The 15071-nt window shown below is 53.8% G+C and carries 17 protein-coding genes; 9 read left to right on the forward strand and 8 right to left on the reverse strand.

Features of this window, described 5'->3' with window-relative positions:
- Nucleotides 1–4: 4 nt before the first annotated feature.
- The 3 genes from CBW42_RS07515 to CBW42_RS07525 all read left to right on the forward strand — a co-directional run bounded on the left by CBW42_RS07515 (nt 5) and on the right by CBW42_RS07525 (nt 1240).
- Entirely contained in the window at nt 5–205 is a 201-nt protein-coding gene (locus CBW42_RS07515; RefSeq protein WP_087019361.1) for a PTS ascorbate transporter subunit IIC, read from the forward strand.
- A gap of 93 nt (nt 206–298) precedes the next feature.
- Nucleotides 299–610 (forward strand): YbjQ family protein, encoded by a 312-nt coding sequence (locus CBW42_RS07520; protein WP_087019366.1) that lies wholly within the window; start codon nt 299–301, stop codon nt 608–610.
- 126 nt (nt 611–736) lie between these two features.
- Nucleotides 737–1240: an HD domain-containing protein gene (locus CBW42_RS07525; protein WP_087019369.1), complete on the forward strand. Its 504-nt coding sequence runs from the start codon at nt 737–739 to the stop codon at nt 1238–1240.
- A 4-nt stretch (nt 1241–1244) separates the two neighbouring features.
- On the opposite strand, the gene CBW42_RS07530 is transcribed toward CBW42_RS07525, so the two are convergent.
- The gene (locus CBW42_RS07530) at nt 1245–1544 is read right to left on the reverse strand and encodes a cupin domain-containing protein (RefSeq protein ID WP_087019371.1); all 300 of its coding nucleotides are present in this window, start codon (nt 1542–1544) and stop codon (nt 1245–1247) included.
- A gap of 44 nt (nt 1545–1588) precedes the next feature.
- Here CBW42_RS07530 and CBW42_RS07535 point away from each other — a divergent pair, with 44 nt between their 5' ends.
- Nucleotides 1589–2215 carry a CpXC domain-containing protein gene (locus CBW42_RS07535; RefSeq protein ID WP_087019374.1) on the forward strand — a complete coding sequence of 209 codons (627 nt, stop codon included), beginning with the start codon at nt 1589–1591 and terminating at the stop codon, nt 2213–2215.
- A 90-nt stretch (nt 2216–2305) separates the two neighbouring features.
- On the opposite strand, the gene iolG is transcribed toward CBW42_RS07535, so the two are convergent.
- The 6 genes from iolG to CBW42_RS07565 all read right to left on the reverse strand — a co-directional run bounded on the left by iolG (nt 2306) and on the right by CBW42_RS07565 (nt 8191).
- On the reverse strand, nt 2306–3331 hold the full coding sequence (gene iolG / locus CBW42_RS07540) for an inositol 2-dehydrogenase (protein WP_087019376.1): 1026 nt from the start codon (nt 3329–3331) through the stop codon (nt 2306–2308).
- A 110-nt stretch (nt 3332–3441) separates the two neighbouring features.
- Nucleotides 3442–4341, reverse strand: a complete 900-nt coding sequence (gene iolE, locus CBW42_RS07545) for a myo-inosose-2 dehydratase (RefSeq protein ID WP_087019380.1) — start codon at nt 4339–4341, stop codon at nt 3442–3444.
- 321 nt (nt 4342–4662) lie between these two features.
- The gene (locus tag CBW42_RS07550) at nt 4663–5547 is read right to left on the reverse strand and encodes a hypothetical protein (RefSeq protein ID WP_087019383.1); all 885 of its coding nucleotides are present in this window, start codon (nt 5545–5547) and stop codon (nt 4663–4665) included.
- A gap of 12 nt (nt 5548–5559) precedes the next feature.
- The gene (locus tag CBW42_RS07555) at nt 5560–6099 is read right to left on the reverse strand and encodes a papain-like cysteine protease family protein (RefSeq protein WP_087019386.1); all 540 of its coding nucleotides are present in this window, start codon (nt 6097–6099) and stop codon (nt 5560–5562) included.
- 248 nt (nt 6100–6347) lie between these two features.
- Complete coding sequence (locus CBW42_RS07560) at nt 6348–7322, reverse strand: transketolase family protein (protein WP_087019389.1); 975 nt, start codon at nt 7320–7322, stop codon at nt 6348–6350.
- Between the two features lie 14 nt (nt 7323–7336).
- Nucleotides 7337–8191, reverse strand: coding sequence for a transketolase (locus tag CBW42_RS07565; RefSeq protein ID WP_087019391.1), 855 nt, complete (start codon nt 8189–8191; stop codon nt 7337–7339).
- A 491-nt stretch (nt 8192–8682) separates the two neighbouring features.
- On the opposite strand from CBW42_RS07565, the gene CBW42_RS07570 reads away from it, so the two are divergent.
- Entirely contained in the window at nt 8683–9438 is a 756-nt protein-coding gene (locus tag CBW42_RS07570; RefSeq protein WP_087019394.1) for a DeoR/GlpR family DNA-binding transcription regulator, read from the forward strand.
- Nucleotides 9439–9630: 192 nt separating this feature from the next.
- Nucleotides 9631–10140 (forward strand): hypothetical protein, encoded by a 510-nt coding sequence (locus CBW42_RS07575; protein WP_087019397.1) that lies wholly within the window; start codon nt 9631–9633, stop codon nt 10138–10140.
- An 83-nt stretch (nt 10141–10223) separates the two neighbouring features.
- On the opposite strand, the gene CBW42_RS07580 is transcribed toward CBW42_RS07575, so the two are convergent.
- The gene (locus tag CBW42_RS07580; protein WP_087019400.1) at nt 10224–10595 is read right to left on the reverse strand and encodes a winged helix-turn-helix transcriptional regulator; all 372 of its coding nucleotides are present in this window, start codon (nt 10593–10595) and stop codon (nt 10224–10226) included.
- Between the two features lie 405 nt (nt 10596–11000).
- Here CBW42_RS07580 and CBW42_RS07585 point away from each other — a divergent pair, with 405 nt between their 5' ends.
- From CBW42_RS07585 to CBW42_RS07595, 3 genes are all read left to right on the forward strand, one after another.
- A complete protein-coding gene (locus CBW42_RS07585; RefSeq protein WP_087019403.1) occupies nt 11001–11816 on the forward strand; it encodes a 5-deoxy-glucuronate isomerase in 816 nt (271 codons plus the stop codon).
- 92 nt (nt 11817–11908) lie between these two features.
- On the forward strand, nt 11909–13876 hold the full coding sequence (iolD, locus tag CBW42_RS07590) for a 3D-(3,5/4)-trihydroxycyclohexane-1,2-dione acylhydrolase (decyclizing) (RefSeq protein ID WP_087019804.1): 1968 nt from the start codon (nt 11909–11911) through the stop codon (nt 13874–13876).
- Between the two features lie 208 nt (nt 13877–14084).
- Nucleotides 14085–15005, forward strand: a complete 921-nt coding sequence (locus CBW42_RS07595) for a polysaccharide deacetylase family protein (RefSeq protein ID WP_087019406.1) — start codon at nt 14085–14087, stop codon at nt 15003–15005.
- Nucleotides 15006–15071: the final 66 nt, after the last annotated feature.

A 15071-nucleotide genomic window follows, 5' to 3' on the forward strand; every position in this document is an offset into this window, starting at 1 on the left:
TCCCATGAGCAGCAAGAAGAAACAAATCCCACTCCGACTGTCCGAGAATCTGTACAACGCCATTGCGGCATGGGCGGAAGATGATTTCCGCTCGGTCAACGGACAGATCGAATATCTGCTGACCGAATGTGTCCGGCAGAGAAAGAAAAACGGAAAATATGTTTCGGAGCACTTGGATGAGCCGATCGAACTGGACATCGAGTGACACCGGAACAGAACTCACTCCCCGATCCCGCAGCAGGACAGACCGGTTTGTTTGCTCTGCATGCAGACGGCCCAATACAAAGGAGCTGCTACTATGATTTTAGTCAACACCGATTACATCGCAGGCAAAGAGCTGGAAATGCTCGGACTGGTCAAGGGAAGCACCATTCAGTCCAAAAATGTCGGCAGGGATATCACACAGGGCTTTAAGACGCTGGTCGGCGGCGAGCTGAAAGCGTATACGGAAATGATGAACGATGCGCGCAAAATTGCCACTGACCGCATGATTCAGGAAGCGGAAGCGCTCGGCGCGGATGCAATTGTCAATGTCCGCTATGCCTCCGCCGCCGTCATGCAGGGTGCTGCCGAGGTCATGTCCTACGGCACCGCTGTGCGGTTTGTGTAATTTCAGACCGCAATTGACAAAGTCCCCCTGTCAATGCTATACTTTTTGCATACAAATACAGATCGCTCTCCCCATCCCGTGGGGAGAGCGATTTTTCCATTCTGTTTTGCCAAAGGAGGCCCCGCGATGCATGACACCGCAGCGAACATCTTGCTGGCGGCATGCGCCTACAACGGCGCAGACCCGAAGCGAAACCATCACCTGCTCAAGGTTCACAATTACTGCCGCATGATTGCCGAGGGGGAACAGCTGGACGCGCACACCCGGTTTGTACTGGAGGCCGCCGCCGCACTGCACGACATCGGCATTCATGAAGCGGAGCGCGTGCACGGCTCGACCTCCGGTGCCTACCAGCAGCTGGAGGGCCCGCCCATTGCGCGGCAGCTGCTCGCGCCGTTTGCGCTTCCCGCAGAAGATGTAGAACGCATCTGCTGGCTGATTGCGCACCACCACACCTACAGCCCAATCGACGGCATCGACCACCAGATTTTACTGGAAGCGGATTTTCTCGTCAACGCATGGGAAGAACCGTTTTCCGACCAGCAGATCCGGCATTTTTACACGCATATCGCCGCGACGGAAACCGGAAAGGCACTGCTACGCGCGCACTACCTGCCGGATATTACGTAATCGTTTACTCTGCCGGGCGAAACACGCACAGCCAGATGCACGGCGCACTGGTATAGCTGACGCGGTGGCGCAGATGCGCGGGCAAACAGGCCGTATCGCCCGCCCGCAGGCGCTGCCTGCTGCCGTCCGCATATTCCAGCTCGCCCTCCCCTTCGAGGACACATACCCACTCATCCTCCGTCTGGTCATACCAGTCCGAGGTCTGCCCACTGGAGACAATGCGTTCAATGCGTGTCGTTCCATTCAGCAGCAGTTCGGTCTGTTCTTCCTCCGGCAGAATATCCGGTACATCAAACAGATTCATTTGTATCAGCCTCCCGATTTTTTTACGAAGAAAGGATTGTTTTTATGTCCGAAACCCGTCAGGATACCTTTACCTGCCCACAGTGCGGCGAGGACGGCCCGATTGACCTCTGGACCAGCATCAATGTCAGTCAGGACCCCGATGCCAGACGCCGTGTCGAAGACCTGTCCATCTTTGAATGGACCTGCCCCAACTGCGGCAAGACCTGCCTTGTCCTGCATCCGTGCCTGTATCACGACATGACCAACGAATTCATGGTCTGGTTCGCACCGGACGGCGAGGTACAGGAGGGTGCAGAGTTCTCCCAGCTCGAGCGCTACACGCTGCGCACAACGAGCACACCCAACGAATTCCGTGAGAAGGTCAACATCTTAGAGCGCCATCTGGATGACCGCGCACTCGAGCTGACCAAACTCATTCTTATTATGCAGCTTTCGCGCGACAATGTCGATGTTGTCGATGTAATTTTTCACAGCATTGACCAAAACGGGCAGTTTGTCTTTGTGCTCGTCCACCCGGACGGCGTGGAGCAATATGTGCGCCTGCCTGCGGCGACCTATCAGAAGCTGGCACACGATGTACGCGAATATCTGTTCACGCCGGCGCATGGCTTCCAGACCATCGACCTGAAATGGGCGAAGGAATCGCTGGAGCTGCTCAAGGATATGTGACGCGCCCCCCAAATATCCCCAACGCAAAAAGCCGCCCCGCTTTCGCGGGACGGCTTTTGGTTTCTATCTTTTGGTAGGTGTATCGTCGATTTATTCGGCAACCTTGACCCAGACACCGCCGTTGCGGCAGGACTCGGTTGCAGCAGCAGCCATCAGAACCGGACGCAGGCCATCGTATGCGCCAACAACGGTCGGCTTGTCATTGACGATGGAATCGATGAAGAACTTGATCTGCTCGATGAATGCGTCGTTGTAGCGCTCGAGGAAGAACCACTTCGGCTTCTCGGACAGTGCGCCGTCAACGGTGGTGATGGTTGCGGTGGAATTCAGGTCGTTCTGATCAGCAGCCATGCCCTTGGAGCCGAATACTTCAACTCTCTGGTCGTAGCCGTAAACTGCCTGACGGGAATTGTTGATGGTAGCGATTGCGCCGTTTGCCAGCTTCATGGTGACAACTGCGGTGTCGACATCCGGAATGCCGGACTCTTCCTGGAGATTCGGGTTAACCAGGCAGGAGCCAACAGCGGAAATCTCAACAGCCTCAGAACCGGACAGATAACGAACCATGTCAAAGTCATGGATCATCATATCATAGAAGATACCGCCGGAAACTGCAACATAGGATGCCGGGGGCGGCTCCGGGTCGCGGGAGGAAACATTGATGTAATGCGGGTTGCCGATCTTGCCAGCCTTCACTGCATCAGCAACAGCCTTGTGGTTGTGGTCGAAGCGGCGGTTGAAGCCAACCTGGAACTTGACACCCTTCTCCTCTACCAGAGCGAGCAGAGCCTTGATCTTTGCGATATCATAGTCAATCGGCTTCTCGCAGAAGACATGCTTGCCAGCCTTGACTGCTTCCATCGAAACCTCACAATGGGTGTCGGTGGAAGAACAAACCATAACAACGTCGACATCCGGGTTGTTGATGACGTCCATATAATTGGTGGAAGCGTTGGTGATGCCTCTCTGTGCCAGCCACTCGCGTGCGCCGGACTTGTCCAGCATCGGATCAGCTGCTGCGATAACCTCAGCGCCTTCGATGTTATTGAGCAGGTTGTTGATGTGGAGCTTGCCGATACGGCCGCATCCGACTACGCCAAAACGTAAATTTGCCATGACCTTTTCTCTCCTTGTCTATACAAATCATGTATGCCAGAAAATTGGATACCCGCGACAAAACCGCCGCAGGGTATCCTTTTTTAGCTCAAATCGTGATTATGTTCGAATTACTTTGCCATTTCTGCGGTGATGTACTCATATGCCATCTTCGCATATTTGAACGGATTTGCCTTAGCCGGGTCCTGCTCAGCCTCGACCATGATCCAGCCTTCGTAGCCGATCTCGTCGAGCTTTCTCAGAACCGGCTCGAAGTCTACGCAGCCTTCCGGATCGCCCGGAACGGTGAATGCGCCGTTACGAACCGACTTCAGGAAGGACCAGCTCTCCTTGATAGCCTGATCGCGAACGTCCTTACGCATGTTCTTCAGATGTACATGACCGATTCTGTTCGGGAACTCGTTCAGAATTGCCATCGGATCTACTTCAGAGAAGGTCCAGTGACCGGTATCGTAGCACAGCAGCAGGTCGTCGCTGGTGTTGTTCAGCATACGCTCGGTCTCTTCCAGAGTCTGTACGCAGGTACCCATGTGATGATGGAAGCAAGCGCGAATGCCGTTGCTCTTTGCGTACTCAGCCAGCTTGTTCAGGCCGTCGCACATCTGAGCGAACTCAGCATCGGTAAAGCGAGCCTTGTTCTCGAAGATGGACAGATCCTGATTGCCCTGAATAGAATAGGACTGCTCAGAAATGTTGATAGCAGTTGCGCCTGCGTAGCACAGGTACTCAATTTCCTTCTTGAACTCCTCGAAGGTCTCCTCGAACGGCTTGGTTCCGAGGAAAGAAGAGAACCACTTGGATGCAACGGTCATGCCGCGCAGATCCAGAGCTTCCTTGAGTTCCTTCACGTCAGACGGATACTTATGACCGATTTCACATCCGGTGAAACCTGCCAGACGCATCTCGGAAATGCACTGCTGGAATGTATTCTCATCGCCGAGATCCCACATATCATCGTTGGTCCAGCCGATCGGGCAGATACCAAGTTTGATATCCTTGTTTGTGAACATAATCACAACACCTCCATGATTTTATACTCCCGCCTGCGCGCCTTTCATCCGCGTGAAATCTCTCCAAATTTCCACGCTGCGCACGGGCAGGCAATAGGCTTTTCTCCTACATTATTATGATATAGGATACAGGGGTGTTTGTCAAATGTTTTGTGCAACTTGGTCAACTATTTTTTATTTCCTGCACGTTCTAATTCATGTTGCACAACAGAACCTTGTTTTTGCCTGCAAACCTGACAATATTTGCCCTCAAATGACCAAAATTTGCACACAAAAAAGCCGCCCCTGCACAAGACAGGGACGGCTCGGTATGCACAAATTTCATTTGCATCTTGCATGTTTCCACGCCCAGCAGCCAATTCCTATTCCGGCAGCTCCCAGTATGATCCAAATGATAGCCGTATGGCCTGCTCCGCTTTCAGCGCCGGTACCAGTGTGCTCATCGGTCGTATCCACCGTGTACTCGCTCATCCTGTCCGCCATGTCCTCCATTGCATAGGCCTGACCGGATTGCAGCGGCTGTTTGGCTGTCCGCGCGCCTTCAGAGCTTTGTACGCCAGTCAGCCGCGGTTCTTCCAGCACAACAATCTGTATGTTGTGATTGATTGTTTCAACAACAGCAACCGCCGAACGCAGCTTGGGCGAACCTCCCATAACAAACGCTCGATGGATGTTCTCTTTTCCCACTGCATCTGCGATTTGCCGGTCTATCTGTTCTGCTGTCTTGTCCTCATCCAATTGTTCCGTCACAACCGGAATCCATTTGCCTGTTTCTTCCCGAATCTGTTCTTTCTGTTCCTCTGTCAGTACCGCCAGCACGGATTCATCCTCCGTGAGCGGCATTCCCTGTGAAATCGTAACGTGAAAATATGCATTTTTTACCTGTACCGGAAGCACCCAGACATAATATTCCATGTGTTGTTTGATTTCATCGTATGTCATTTGTTGTTCTTTATAAGAACTATAGACATCCGATTCATCCGCGTAGACTTTATATGCCCGGCTCCAGTCAATGTCTGCCGCCGTCACATCTGCGCACATCCCGCTCATCGCATCTAAAACACGATTTGTGAGCGTCGATATTTCCGCATAGTCCGCAGAATCTGGCGTAAGCTGCTCCACATATTCCGATGCTGCAAACGCTGTACCGCCCAGAGCAAATGTTCCCAGCAAAACCAAAAGAAGGATTGTATATACTTTTTTCATCTTTTTCCTCCTTTAATTCACCCATACTGAATGCGTCCATGAGCCATATCCAGATTGAAAGCGGACACCACTTGTCATACTAGTATACGTAAAGTCCTTCGTTCCACACCCCGATGCAGGATCAATAACTCTAACATTAGAATTATTGTAACCACCAATAACAACAGCGTGACCACCTCCGCTAGACCATCCCAATCTGGCAATAAATGGTCGGCTTGCATTAATTTTTGATTTTGTAGTAGCAAGGCTCAAAGGAGAATTACTACTATATGCAGTTCTTTCAGTAGTATAAAATAGAGCCGTTTTCATTTGAGAAATATCCGCAGGTATATTGGACGTTTCTCCCATTACATATCTGCAAACTAGTGACTGCGAACGAAGCGTTCCGGTTATGTATTTTCCTACCATTTGTGCAGATGCTGCCCAGCACCAATTACTCTTTTCTTGCTGATACCTTGTTACCGAAAGATTTCCTGCTAACCCTGTTGAAAAAGTAGACAGTAAAAGAATAATCGTACATAACGATATAAATAGTTTACTACGTCTCTTCATAATTCTCCTTTCCGCGTAAAAACTAAAAACACTCCTTTGTCAACAACCAGCTTTGATGTTCCAAACTAAAACTGTAAGTATATTATACTATATACTATTTCCAAAAGACAAAGTCTATAGTATTTCTTAATCGTAACCATATTGTCGCCATATTGTAACATTTCGATTGTTTCTCATTTTTTTAAATTCAAGTTGCAAAAAAGCCGCCCCTGCACAAAACAGGGACGGCTCGGTATGCATAACGAAATTTACTTTCTTGCAATTACCTTCTTGACGTTGGCAACGATCTCCTCTGCGGTCAGCTTGTAAGCTTCCTGCAGGAAGGACTGAGCGCCAACCTGACCAAACTGGTCATGTACGCCAACCATCTCAACCGGAGTCGGGCACTTCTCGGACAGTACGCGAGCAACAGCAGAGCCCAGACCGCAGGTGCAGTTGTGGTTCTCAGCAGTTACGATAGCGCCGGTCTCCTTTGCGGACTTGACGATCAGCTCCTCGTCGATCGGCTTCCAGGTAAACATGTCGATGACACGAACCTTGATGCCCTCAGCTTCCAGCATCTCGTAAGCCTTCAGGGATTCGTCTACCATGATGCCGGAGGCAATGATGGTAGCCTGGTCATCAGCGCTCTCCTTCAGCGTTACGCCCTTGCCGATCTCGAAATCGGAACCGTCAGCGTAAACGGTGGTGAAGCCCTTACGGATCATGCGCATGTAGGACAGGCGGCCCTCAACAGCGGTCAGCTTCTTGGTCAGAGCGTAAACCTGTGCGTAGTCGACCGGATCGATCACGATGGCATCCGGAACGGACATGTACAGTGCGCAGTCCTCGAACGGCATATGGGTGCCGCCGTTGTATGCAGCGCATACGCCAGGGTCAGAGCCCAGGACATGAACGCCCAGCTTTGCATAAGCGGCAGACATAAATGCCTGGTCGAATGCGCGGCGGGAAGCGAAGCAGCCGAAGGAATGAATCCAGGTCTTCTTGCCGGTAGCGGTCAGGCCGGCAGCGATGCCCATTGCGTTTGCCTCTGCGATGCCTGCGTTGATGGTGCGCTCCGGGAATGCAGCGAGCAGCTTCTTGGTGTTGATGCAGCCCATCAGGTCACAGTCGACATGAACGACGGACTTGTCCGCCTCCATGAGCTCGAGCATAGCCTGAACGTAGCCGTCACGGCAGCTGCGCTTATCTTTTTCGTGCTTTCCAATCAAAGTGAAACTCATTTTGCATGCCCTCCTTACTTTGCAGCCTTGACAGCAGCGAGCTCTGCTTCTGCTGCAGCGATTGCTTCTTCCCACTGCTCCGGAGACGGCTGCGAACTGTGTGCACCGGAAGGCTCAGCGAAGGTAGCGCCCTTGCCCTTGATGGTGTTCAGAACGATGCAGGTCGGAACGCCCTTTACGGTCAGCGCTTCCTGAACTGCGTCATAAATCTGCTCTACGTCATTGCCGTCAGCAACGTCGATGACATTCCAGCCAAACGCATCGAACTTTGCGCCGATGCCCTTGCCATGGCTCATGACGGTGTCAACCGGGCCGTCGAGCTGATTCTTGTTGTTGTCTACAAAGCAGGTCAGGTTGTCCAGCTTGTAATGAGCTGCGAACTGAGCAGCCTCCCAAACCTGGCCTTCATCGCACTCGCCGTCGCCGACGAATACATAAACGTGGTTGTCACGGCCGTCGATCTTGTTGCCAAGAGCGGCGCCGGTTGCGGTGGACATGCCCTGGCCGAGGGAACCGGTGGTCAGGTCGACGCCCGGCGTCTTGGTGCGGTCGGTATGGGACGGGAAGTTTGTGCTCGGCTTGTTCAGCGTGCGGGTCTCTTCCAGCGGGTAGAAGCCCTTCAGCGCGAGAGTTGCGTATGCGCACGGACCAGCGTGGCCCTTGGACAGGACGCACCAGTCACGGTCTTCCCAACGCGGATTTTTCGGATCAACCTTCATGACATCGCCATACAGGACAGCCATCGCCTCGACGATCGACATCGAGCCGCCGACGTGTCCAAAACCAAGCGAACCGATGGTCTTCAGGGTCTCAACACGGATTTCTGCTGCGAATTCACGGAGAGCCTGCATCTTTTCTGCTTTCTGCATTGAATACACCTACCTATTCCTAATTCATAAATTGTAGCACGACGTTGCGGCGCAGGAATCTGCGCCTGAAACAGAGGTCGTACAGCAGTTTCTTTGATTTTATCATTTCTGCCCACAGATTGCAATGCTCGCCCAAGTAATTTTATAGATTTTTTCAACACCTCCCAAAATTTTGAGGAAGTTATCGTAATATTTTCACCAACTGTTGCATTGCATCGCGCCATTTCTTCCCCAAAAGACACAAATTTTTTCGGATATATGGTTCCATTTTGTTCAACTTTCTGTTATACTAGTAACATAGGTATCGGAAAGTGTTCCGCATGCCCGGTTCTTTTGATCTTGCAGAACGAAGCAGACGCCCATGCAGATCCTTCCCGGATGTCTGGACGCCCCCTGCGTCGGCTTGCAGTCAAATGTGTTCCGGGGCGCACAGCAGAGGGGTTTTGATGCGCCCTTGTAAATGTTCCATTGTTCCAAGAAAGCAGGGGCTTATGAAAATCAGCAGATTGAATTCCATCGAAGAATACGTACTGTCGCAGAAAACCGTCTCCATCGACGAGCTCTGCGAGGTCTTTAACGTCTCCAAAAACACCATCCGCCGCGACCTGAACGAGCTCGAGGCGCGTGGGCATATCGCAAAGGTCTATGGCGGCGTCACCGCAATCACGCCGGAGGATGTCATGCCGCTGCCGGTTCGTTCCGGTCTCAACCCAACCGCAAAGGACTACATCGGCCAGCTCGCCGTGCGTGAGATTTCCGACGGCGATACCGTCTTCATCGACTCCGGTTCGACCGCTGTCTGTGTGCTGCGCCATCTGCCGCCGCGCACCAAGCTCACCATCGTGACACACTCGCTGCCCGCCATGGTCGAGGCTTCCAAATTCGACAACGTCAACCTGATCTCGCTCGGCGGCGTCTACAACGCCTCCACCAGCTCCTTTGTCGGCATCTCGGCACAGCAGGCGCTGTCCGACCTGCGCATCTCCAAGGCGTTCCTCAGTGCGACCGGCGTCACCGTCGAATCCGGCATGAGCAACACGACCTTCCTCGAAGCGGAGATCAAGCGCGGCGTTGTCGCACATGCATCGCATGTCATCCTCATCGCAGACAACTCCAAGCTGGGGCACGATGCGACCGTGACCTTCTGCCGTTTGCAGGATATCTCTACCTTTATTACAGACCAGCAGCCCGCGCCGAAATTCGTGGAGTTCTGCCGCGCGCACAACGTGCGCATCCTCTGGGAATAACGCAGCAACACATCTGCGCCCTCCGGGAAATCCCGGAGGACTTTTTTTCCGGCTCGCACAGAAACTCCGCTTTTCCGAAGGAATTTTCTGATTTTTTCTTTTTTTACTGTTTCTTTTCCCTTTTTCGGGTATGCTAAACACACAGACAGCAAACCATTTTGCCACACAGAGAAAAGACTGGAGGTAATTTTCATGAAAAAACGGATGTTCTCGCTGCTTTCCGTCACCGCGCTGGCAGCACTCCTGCTGGCAGGCTGCGGAACCGCCACAACCGGAACAAATCAGCAAAATGCAACCACATCGTCCACCGTGACCGGCGCGCAGACCACCGACGGCAGTGCCGCAGGCACCGCGCAGAACAACACCACTGCACAGACCGGTACAGCGCAGGCGAACACAGCGGAAACAGCAGACATCAGCGCGCTGTCGAAAAAGGTATCCGAGGCTGTCGCAGCTGCGGACGCGGCGAAGCCGTCCGGCACGACAGACACCGACCGAACGCTGTTCATGGAACACAAAACCGCACTCGACGCGCTCGACCGCGAGGTTGACGCATACAGTGACGCGCTGGAAGCGCAGTACCGCAACGGTTCCCTGCGCTATGAGGACTTCCGCAGCAAGGATGCGGAAACGGAAAAGCTGGAGGACAGTCTGGATGACGCCGAGGACCGGCTCGAAGACCGGTTTGGCATGGACGACTGACCGCCAGAAAACGCATAAAAAAAAGAGGATGCCCCGGCATCCTCTTTCTCTTTCCTCTGTGATCTACTGTGTGTCCTGCGCGCTTACTCACACGCACAGCCGGCTGCTTTCGTCCCCTCCTGTTCCCGTACATTGTCCAGATAGACGCGCCCCCAGGCGCACATTGCATCGAGAATCGGCAGGACGGTCTGTCCAAAGTCCGTCAACTCATACTCCACCTTTGGCGGCACGACCGGATAGACATGGCGGAGAATCAGTCCGTCATTTTCCAGCTCGCGCAGCTGCTGCGTCAGCATCTTCGGCGTAATTTTCGGCATCATCTTTTGCAGTGCACCGAAGCGCAGCGCGCCTCCCGTCAGATGGTCCAGTATCAGCGCCTTCCACTTGCCGCCAATCAGCCCCAGCGTTGCCTCAATCGGACAGTCGTAGGGGATTTTGCTGCAATCCCGTTTCATCAGGCTCCCTCCTTATGCTTGCCCCTATCAGATAGTTTCCATTCCCATAGTCGCTACCCTAAAAGTGCATTCTTGTTTTTCCGGATTTTTCTGTTACTATGTATTATAACATCAACCGGTGAATTGCACAAGGATGACAACCCCTTGCATACCACAAAAAGCTCCGTTTCCGGCACTGTTTGGGAGAATCCTCCGATTTGACTACGATCGTGCCCTTTTAGGCCGAAATTATTGTAGACCTGCACAACTTTATGTTCGCTTTTTATCATGCGTCTTCTTGAAAACGACAACATGTCATGATATAATAACAATAAATTATGCAAACGGGGACATCATATGCCCTTTTTGCAGCATTGTACTTCAAGGTTCTGCCGGGTTCCGGCACAGAGAAAGGTGTGTTTTACAATGTACATGGATAAGGAAGTCAAGCGCGGCTACAACGAGTATCTGCGCCTTGATGAAGGAGAAGGCAAAGACGGCATGATGGACGTCGCGCTTCTGGTTATGGAAGCCGGCGATACCTACACCATCGAAGAGGCCGACAAGGAAGTTGCATGCCTGCTGTTCGACGGCGACGTCAATATGGCATGGGATGACCAGAGCGTCGACATGGTTCGCCCGAACCCGTTCGACTACAACCCGTGGTGCCTGCATGTTTGCAAGCAGACCAAGATTGTCATCACCGCGAAGGGTCCGTCCAATATTTACGTCCAGAAAACCCTGAACGACAAGGTCGCTCCGGAATTCAAGAACAGACTGTTCACCCCGGACGACACCGACACCTGGGCACGCGGTACCGACGGCGTTTTGCAGAACTGCATCAAGCGCGATGTCCGTACCTGCTTCGATCTCGACATCGCCCCGTACTCCAACATGGTTCTGGGCGAGGTTATCAACCTGCCGGGCAAGTGGTCCTCTTACCCGCCGCACTCCCATCCGCAGCCGGAGGTTTATTTCTACCGCTACGACAAGCCGATGGGCTATGGCGCAGGCTGGGGCAACGGCGAGCTGTATGAAACCCATCACAACGGCTGCGCACTGATTACCAAGGACTGCCACTCCCAGGTAACTGCACCGGGCTATGCCTGCTGCTATGCATGGGGCATCCGTCATCTGCCGGGCGATCCGTGGGATAAGACCCGTATCGATGATCCGACCCACGAATGGCTGGTCAAGGATGATGCCGATGAGCACATCTGGAAATGCCCGACCGGCTATTGATTCATTCGCTTATTGTAACAATAAGGATATATATCTGAAACAATGTGAGAATTGTGTAAGAATTGCATGAGGAGGAAATTCCAATGAAACACATGGAAACCGTCCGTCTGACGACCAGCCAGGCTTGCATCCGCTTCCTGGAGAACCAGTACGTCAGCTACATCGATATGGACGGCAATGAAGTTGAGCAGAAGTTCATCCGCGGTATCTTCATGATCCCGGGCCACGGCAACTGTGTCGGCTACTGCAACGGTATTGAGCAGGAGATCAAGGATCTGGAAGTTTACCAGGGCAAGAACGAGCAGGGCATGGCTCTGGCCGCTGTTGCATTCTCCCGTCAGCTGCGCCGCAAGCAGGCATTCGTCTGCACCTCTTCCGTAGGCCCCGGCGCCTGCAACATGATTACCGCAGCCGCTACCGCTACTGCAAACAACATTCCGGTTCTGCTGATGCCGGGTGATGTTTATGCATCCCGTCAGCCGGACCCGGTACTCCAGCAGATGGAGCAGCCGCAGAACCTGACCATCTCCGCACACGACTCCTTCCAGGCTGTTGTCAAGTACTGGGGCCGTGTCAACCGTCCGGAGCAGATCATGACCGACATGATCTCTGCATTCCGCGTTATGACCGATCCGGGCAACTGCGGCGCTGTTGCAGTTTCCATCCCGCAGGACGTTCAGGGCGAAGCATACGATTATCCGGTTGACTTCTTCAAGAAGCGCGTATGGAACATCGAGCGCCGTCCGGCTACCAAGAAGGCTGCCAAGAAGGCTGCTGAAATCATCAAGAGCGCAAAGAAGCCGCTCCTGATCTGCGGCGGCGGCGTTCGCTACGCAGAAGCACACAAGGTATTCCGTGCATTCGCTGAAAAGTATGGCATTGCGTTCGGCGAGACCCAGGCGGGTAAATCCGCAATCGAGTGGACCCATCCGCTGAGCCTCGGCGGCCTCGGCATCACCGGTACCGAGTGTGCAAACGCATTTGCACATGACTGTGACGTTGTCATCGGCGTCGGCACCCGTTACACCGACTTCACCACCGCTTCCAAGTGGCTGTACGATGTAAACGCAAAGTTCGTCAACATCAACCCGTCCGAGTTCCAGTGCCTGAAGATGGATGCTTACCCGGTCGTTGCTGACGCAAACGAAGCACTGACCGCAATCAGCGCTGAGATCGACGCTCTGGGCGGCTACCACACCTCCGACGAGTACGCTGCTGAGGTCAAGAGACTTCAGGATGCATGGTGGGCTGACGTTGACCGCATGGATCACACCGAGTACATCGACGCGGAGTCCTATGTTCCGGAAATCCAGGACGACAACCGCCGCGCTGTTGAGCACTTCATCGAGTCCATCGGCTCCAAGCTCACCCAGACCGCTGCTCTGGGCTACATCAACACCCACATCGCACCGGATTCCATCGTTGTCGGCGCCGCAGGCTCCCTGCCGGGCGACCTCCAGGCACTGTGGAGAGCTCCGGTTCCGAACACCTACCATTGCGAGTACGGCTACTCCTGCATGGGCTACGAGGTTGCCGGTGCTTACGGCTGTAAGATCGCATGCCCGGATCAGGAAGTTTACGCAATGTGCGGCGACGGCTCGTTCGACATGCTGCATTCCGAGCTGATTGCTTCCATCCAGTACGGCTACAAGATCAATGTCTGCCTGTTCGACAACGCAGCTTACGGCTGCATCAACAACCTCCAGGTTGGTCAGGGCAACAAGTCCCGTACCACCGAGAAGAACATGCACATTCCGGGCACTCCGTACGACGGCTGCGACCTGGGCCCGGCAATGAACATCGACTACGCCGGTGTTGCTGAGGCATATGGCTGCAAGGTTTACCGCGTAAAGACCATTGATGAACTGGCTGCTGCACTGGAGGATTCCAAGAAGCAGACCGTTTCCACCCTGATCGACATGAAGGTTCTGCCGAAGTCCATGTCCAAGGAGTGGGAGGCTTGGTGGCGTGTAGGCGTTGCCTCTGTTTCCGACAAGCCGGAAGTTCAGGAAGCCTACAAGAGACTCCAGGATCATCTGTACGAAGCTCGTCACTATTGATCCCACGCGTCCCAAACGCAAAATCAAACATTCCGCAGGAGCCTGCTTTTTGCAGGCTCCTGTTTTTTTGCGTTTTTCGTTCCAATTCTTACTATTTGCTTACAGTTTCGTAACGAAATGGTACACGCTCTGTTATCCTGCTTCTTTTGTGGTATAATAAAAAAACGCCGGGAAACCGGCGCGATACAGACGAAAAGAGGGGTGCGATATGAAATTCAAACAGACACTCGCCGCACTGCTGTGCGGCATCATCCTGCTGGGCACTGCCGGCTGCGGCCCCAGCCCCGCAACCGGCTCCAAAAAAGACAGTGGCTCCGGCAGCGCAGGCGCACCGGGCAGCGCACAAACCGCAGGAAGCACAGACGGCTCTGCCGTCCCGACAGGTGGGCTGGAGGAGGAGAAAAATCCCATCCCGCAGGGGGACAAATATATGGCAATCACCTTTGATGACGGGCCAACCGGCAATGAGGGCGGCCGCACCGAGCGCCTGCTCGACGGCCTGAAGGCGCGCGGCGTGCACGCGACGTTCTTCCTCTGCGGTTACCGCATCAAAGACTTCCATTCCATGGCAAAGCGTTATCTGGAGGAAGGACATGAACTGGGCAACCATACGATGGATCATCTGCTGCTCGACCGCGAGGTCAGCGACGGCGGCCTCCAGCAGGTCGGCAGCAACAGCGAGCTGATCGCCTCCTATACCGGCGAAAAGCCGACCGTCATGCGTCCGACCGGCGGCGCATACAACGACACCGTTCGGGCATCCATGAAGCAGCTCGGCCTGCCGATCATCCTCTGGAGCGTTGACACGCTCGACTGGAAATACCGCGATGCCTCCAACGTCAAGACCCGCATCGTTGAAAACGCGCAGGACGGTGCCATCGTTCTGTCACACGACCTGTATGAGACCACCGTCGAGGGCGTGCTCACCGCGATTGACGAGCTTCAGGCACAGGGCTATGCGTTTGTCACAGTCTCTGAGCTGGCACAGCTCAAGGATGTGACGCTCGAACCGGGCGAGGTATACACCGATTTTACCTATGAAACGCTGCACCCGGCGGACGCGGAGCCCGCGTCCCAGCCGGAAAGCGACGGCACAGAACCGACAGAAGCCGAACCGCCCGCAGCCTGAATGGACACATGAAAACAGCCGCCCGCGCAAGGTTGCGCGGGCGGCTTTCTATTGGTATGGAATGTT

This window comes from Butyricicoccus porcorum (genome assembly GCF_002157465.1).
In the GTDB taxonomy this organism is placed as follows: domain Bacteria; phylum Bacillota; class Clostridia; order Oscillospirales; family Butyricicoccaceae; genus Butyricicoccus_A; species Butyricicoccus_A porcorum.

Coding starts and splice junctions, on each gene's coding strand:
- CBW42_RS07515 (WP_087019361.1), top strand. CDS start 5: ATGAGCAGCAAGAAGAAACAAATCCCACTCCGACTGTCCGAGAATCTG.
- CBW42_RS07520 (WP_087019366.1), top strand. CDS start 299: ATGATTTTAGTCAACACCGATTACATCGCAGGCAAAGAGCTGGAAATG.
- CBW42_RS07525 (WP_087019369.1), top strand. CDS start 737: ATGCATGACACCGCAGCGAACATCTTGCTGGCGGCATGCGCCTACAAC.
- CBW42_RS07530 (WP_087019371.1), bottom strand. CDS start 1,544: ATGAATCTGTTTGATGTACCGGATATTCTGCCGGAGGAAGAACAGACC.
- CBW42_RS07535 (WP_087019374.1), top strand. CDS start 1,589: ATGTCCGAAACCCGTCAGGATACCTTTACCTGCCCACAGTGCGGCGAG.
- iolG (WP_087019376.1), bottom strand. CDS start 3,331: ATGGCAAATTTACGTTTTGGCGTAGTCGGATGCGGCCGTATCGGCAAG.
- iolE (WP_087019380.1), bottom strand. CDS start 4,341: ATGTTCACAAACAAGGATATCAAACTTGGTATCTGCCCGATCGGCTGG.
- CBW42_RS07550 (WP_087019383.1), bottom strand. CDS start 5,547: ATGAAAAAAGTATATACAATCCTTCTTTTGGTTTTGCTGGGAACATTT.
- CBW42_RS07555 (WP_087019386.1), bottom strand. CDS start 6,099: ATGAAGAGACGTAGTAAACTATTTATATCGTTATGTACGATTATTCTT.
- CBW42_RS07560 (WP_087019389.1), bottom strand. CDS start 7,322: ATGAGTTTCACTTTGATTGGAAAGCACGAAAAAGATAAGCGCAGCTGC.
- CBW42_RS07565 (WP_087019391.1), bottom strand. CDS start 8,191: ATGCAGAAAGCAGAAAAGATGCAGGCTCTCCGTGAATTCGCAGCAGAA.
- CBW42_RS07570 (WP_087019394.1), top strand. CDS start 8,683: ATGAAAATCAGCAGATTGAATTCCATCGAAGAATACGTACTGTCGCAG.
- CBW42_RS07575 (WP_087019397.1), top strand. CDS start 9,631: ATGAAAAAACGGATGTTCTCGCTGCTTTCCGTCACCGCGCTGGCAGCA.
- CBW42_RS07580 (WP_087019400.1), bottom strand. CDS start 10,595: ATGAAACGGGATTGCAGCAAAATCCCCTACGACTGTCCGATTGAGGCA.
- CBW42_RS07585 (WP_087019403.1), top strand. CDS start 11,001: ATGTACATGGATAAGGAAGTCAAGCGCGGCTACAACGAGTATCTGCGC.
- iolD (WP_087019804.1), top strand. CDS start 11,909: ATGGAAACCGTCCGTCTGACGACCAGCCAGGCTTGCATCCGCTTCCTG.
- CBW42_RS07595 (WP_087019406.1), top strand. CDS start 14,085: ATGAAATTCAAACAGACACTCGCCGCACTGCTGTGCGGCATCATCCTG.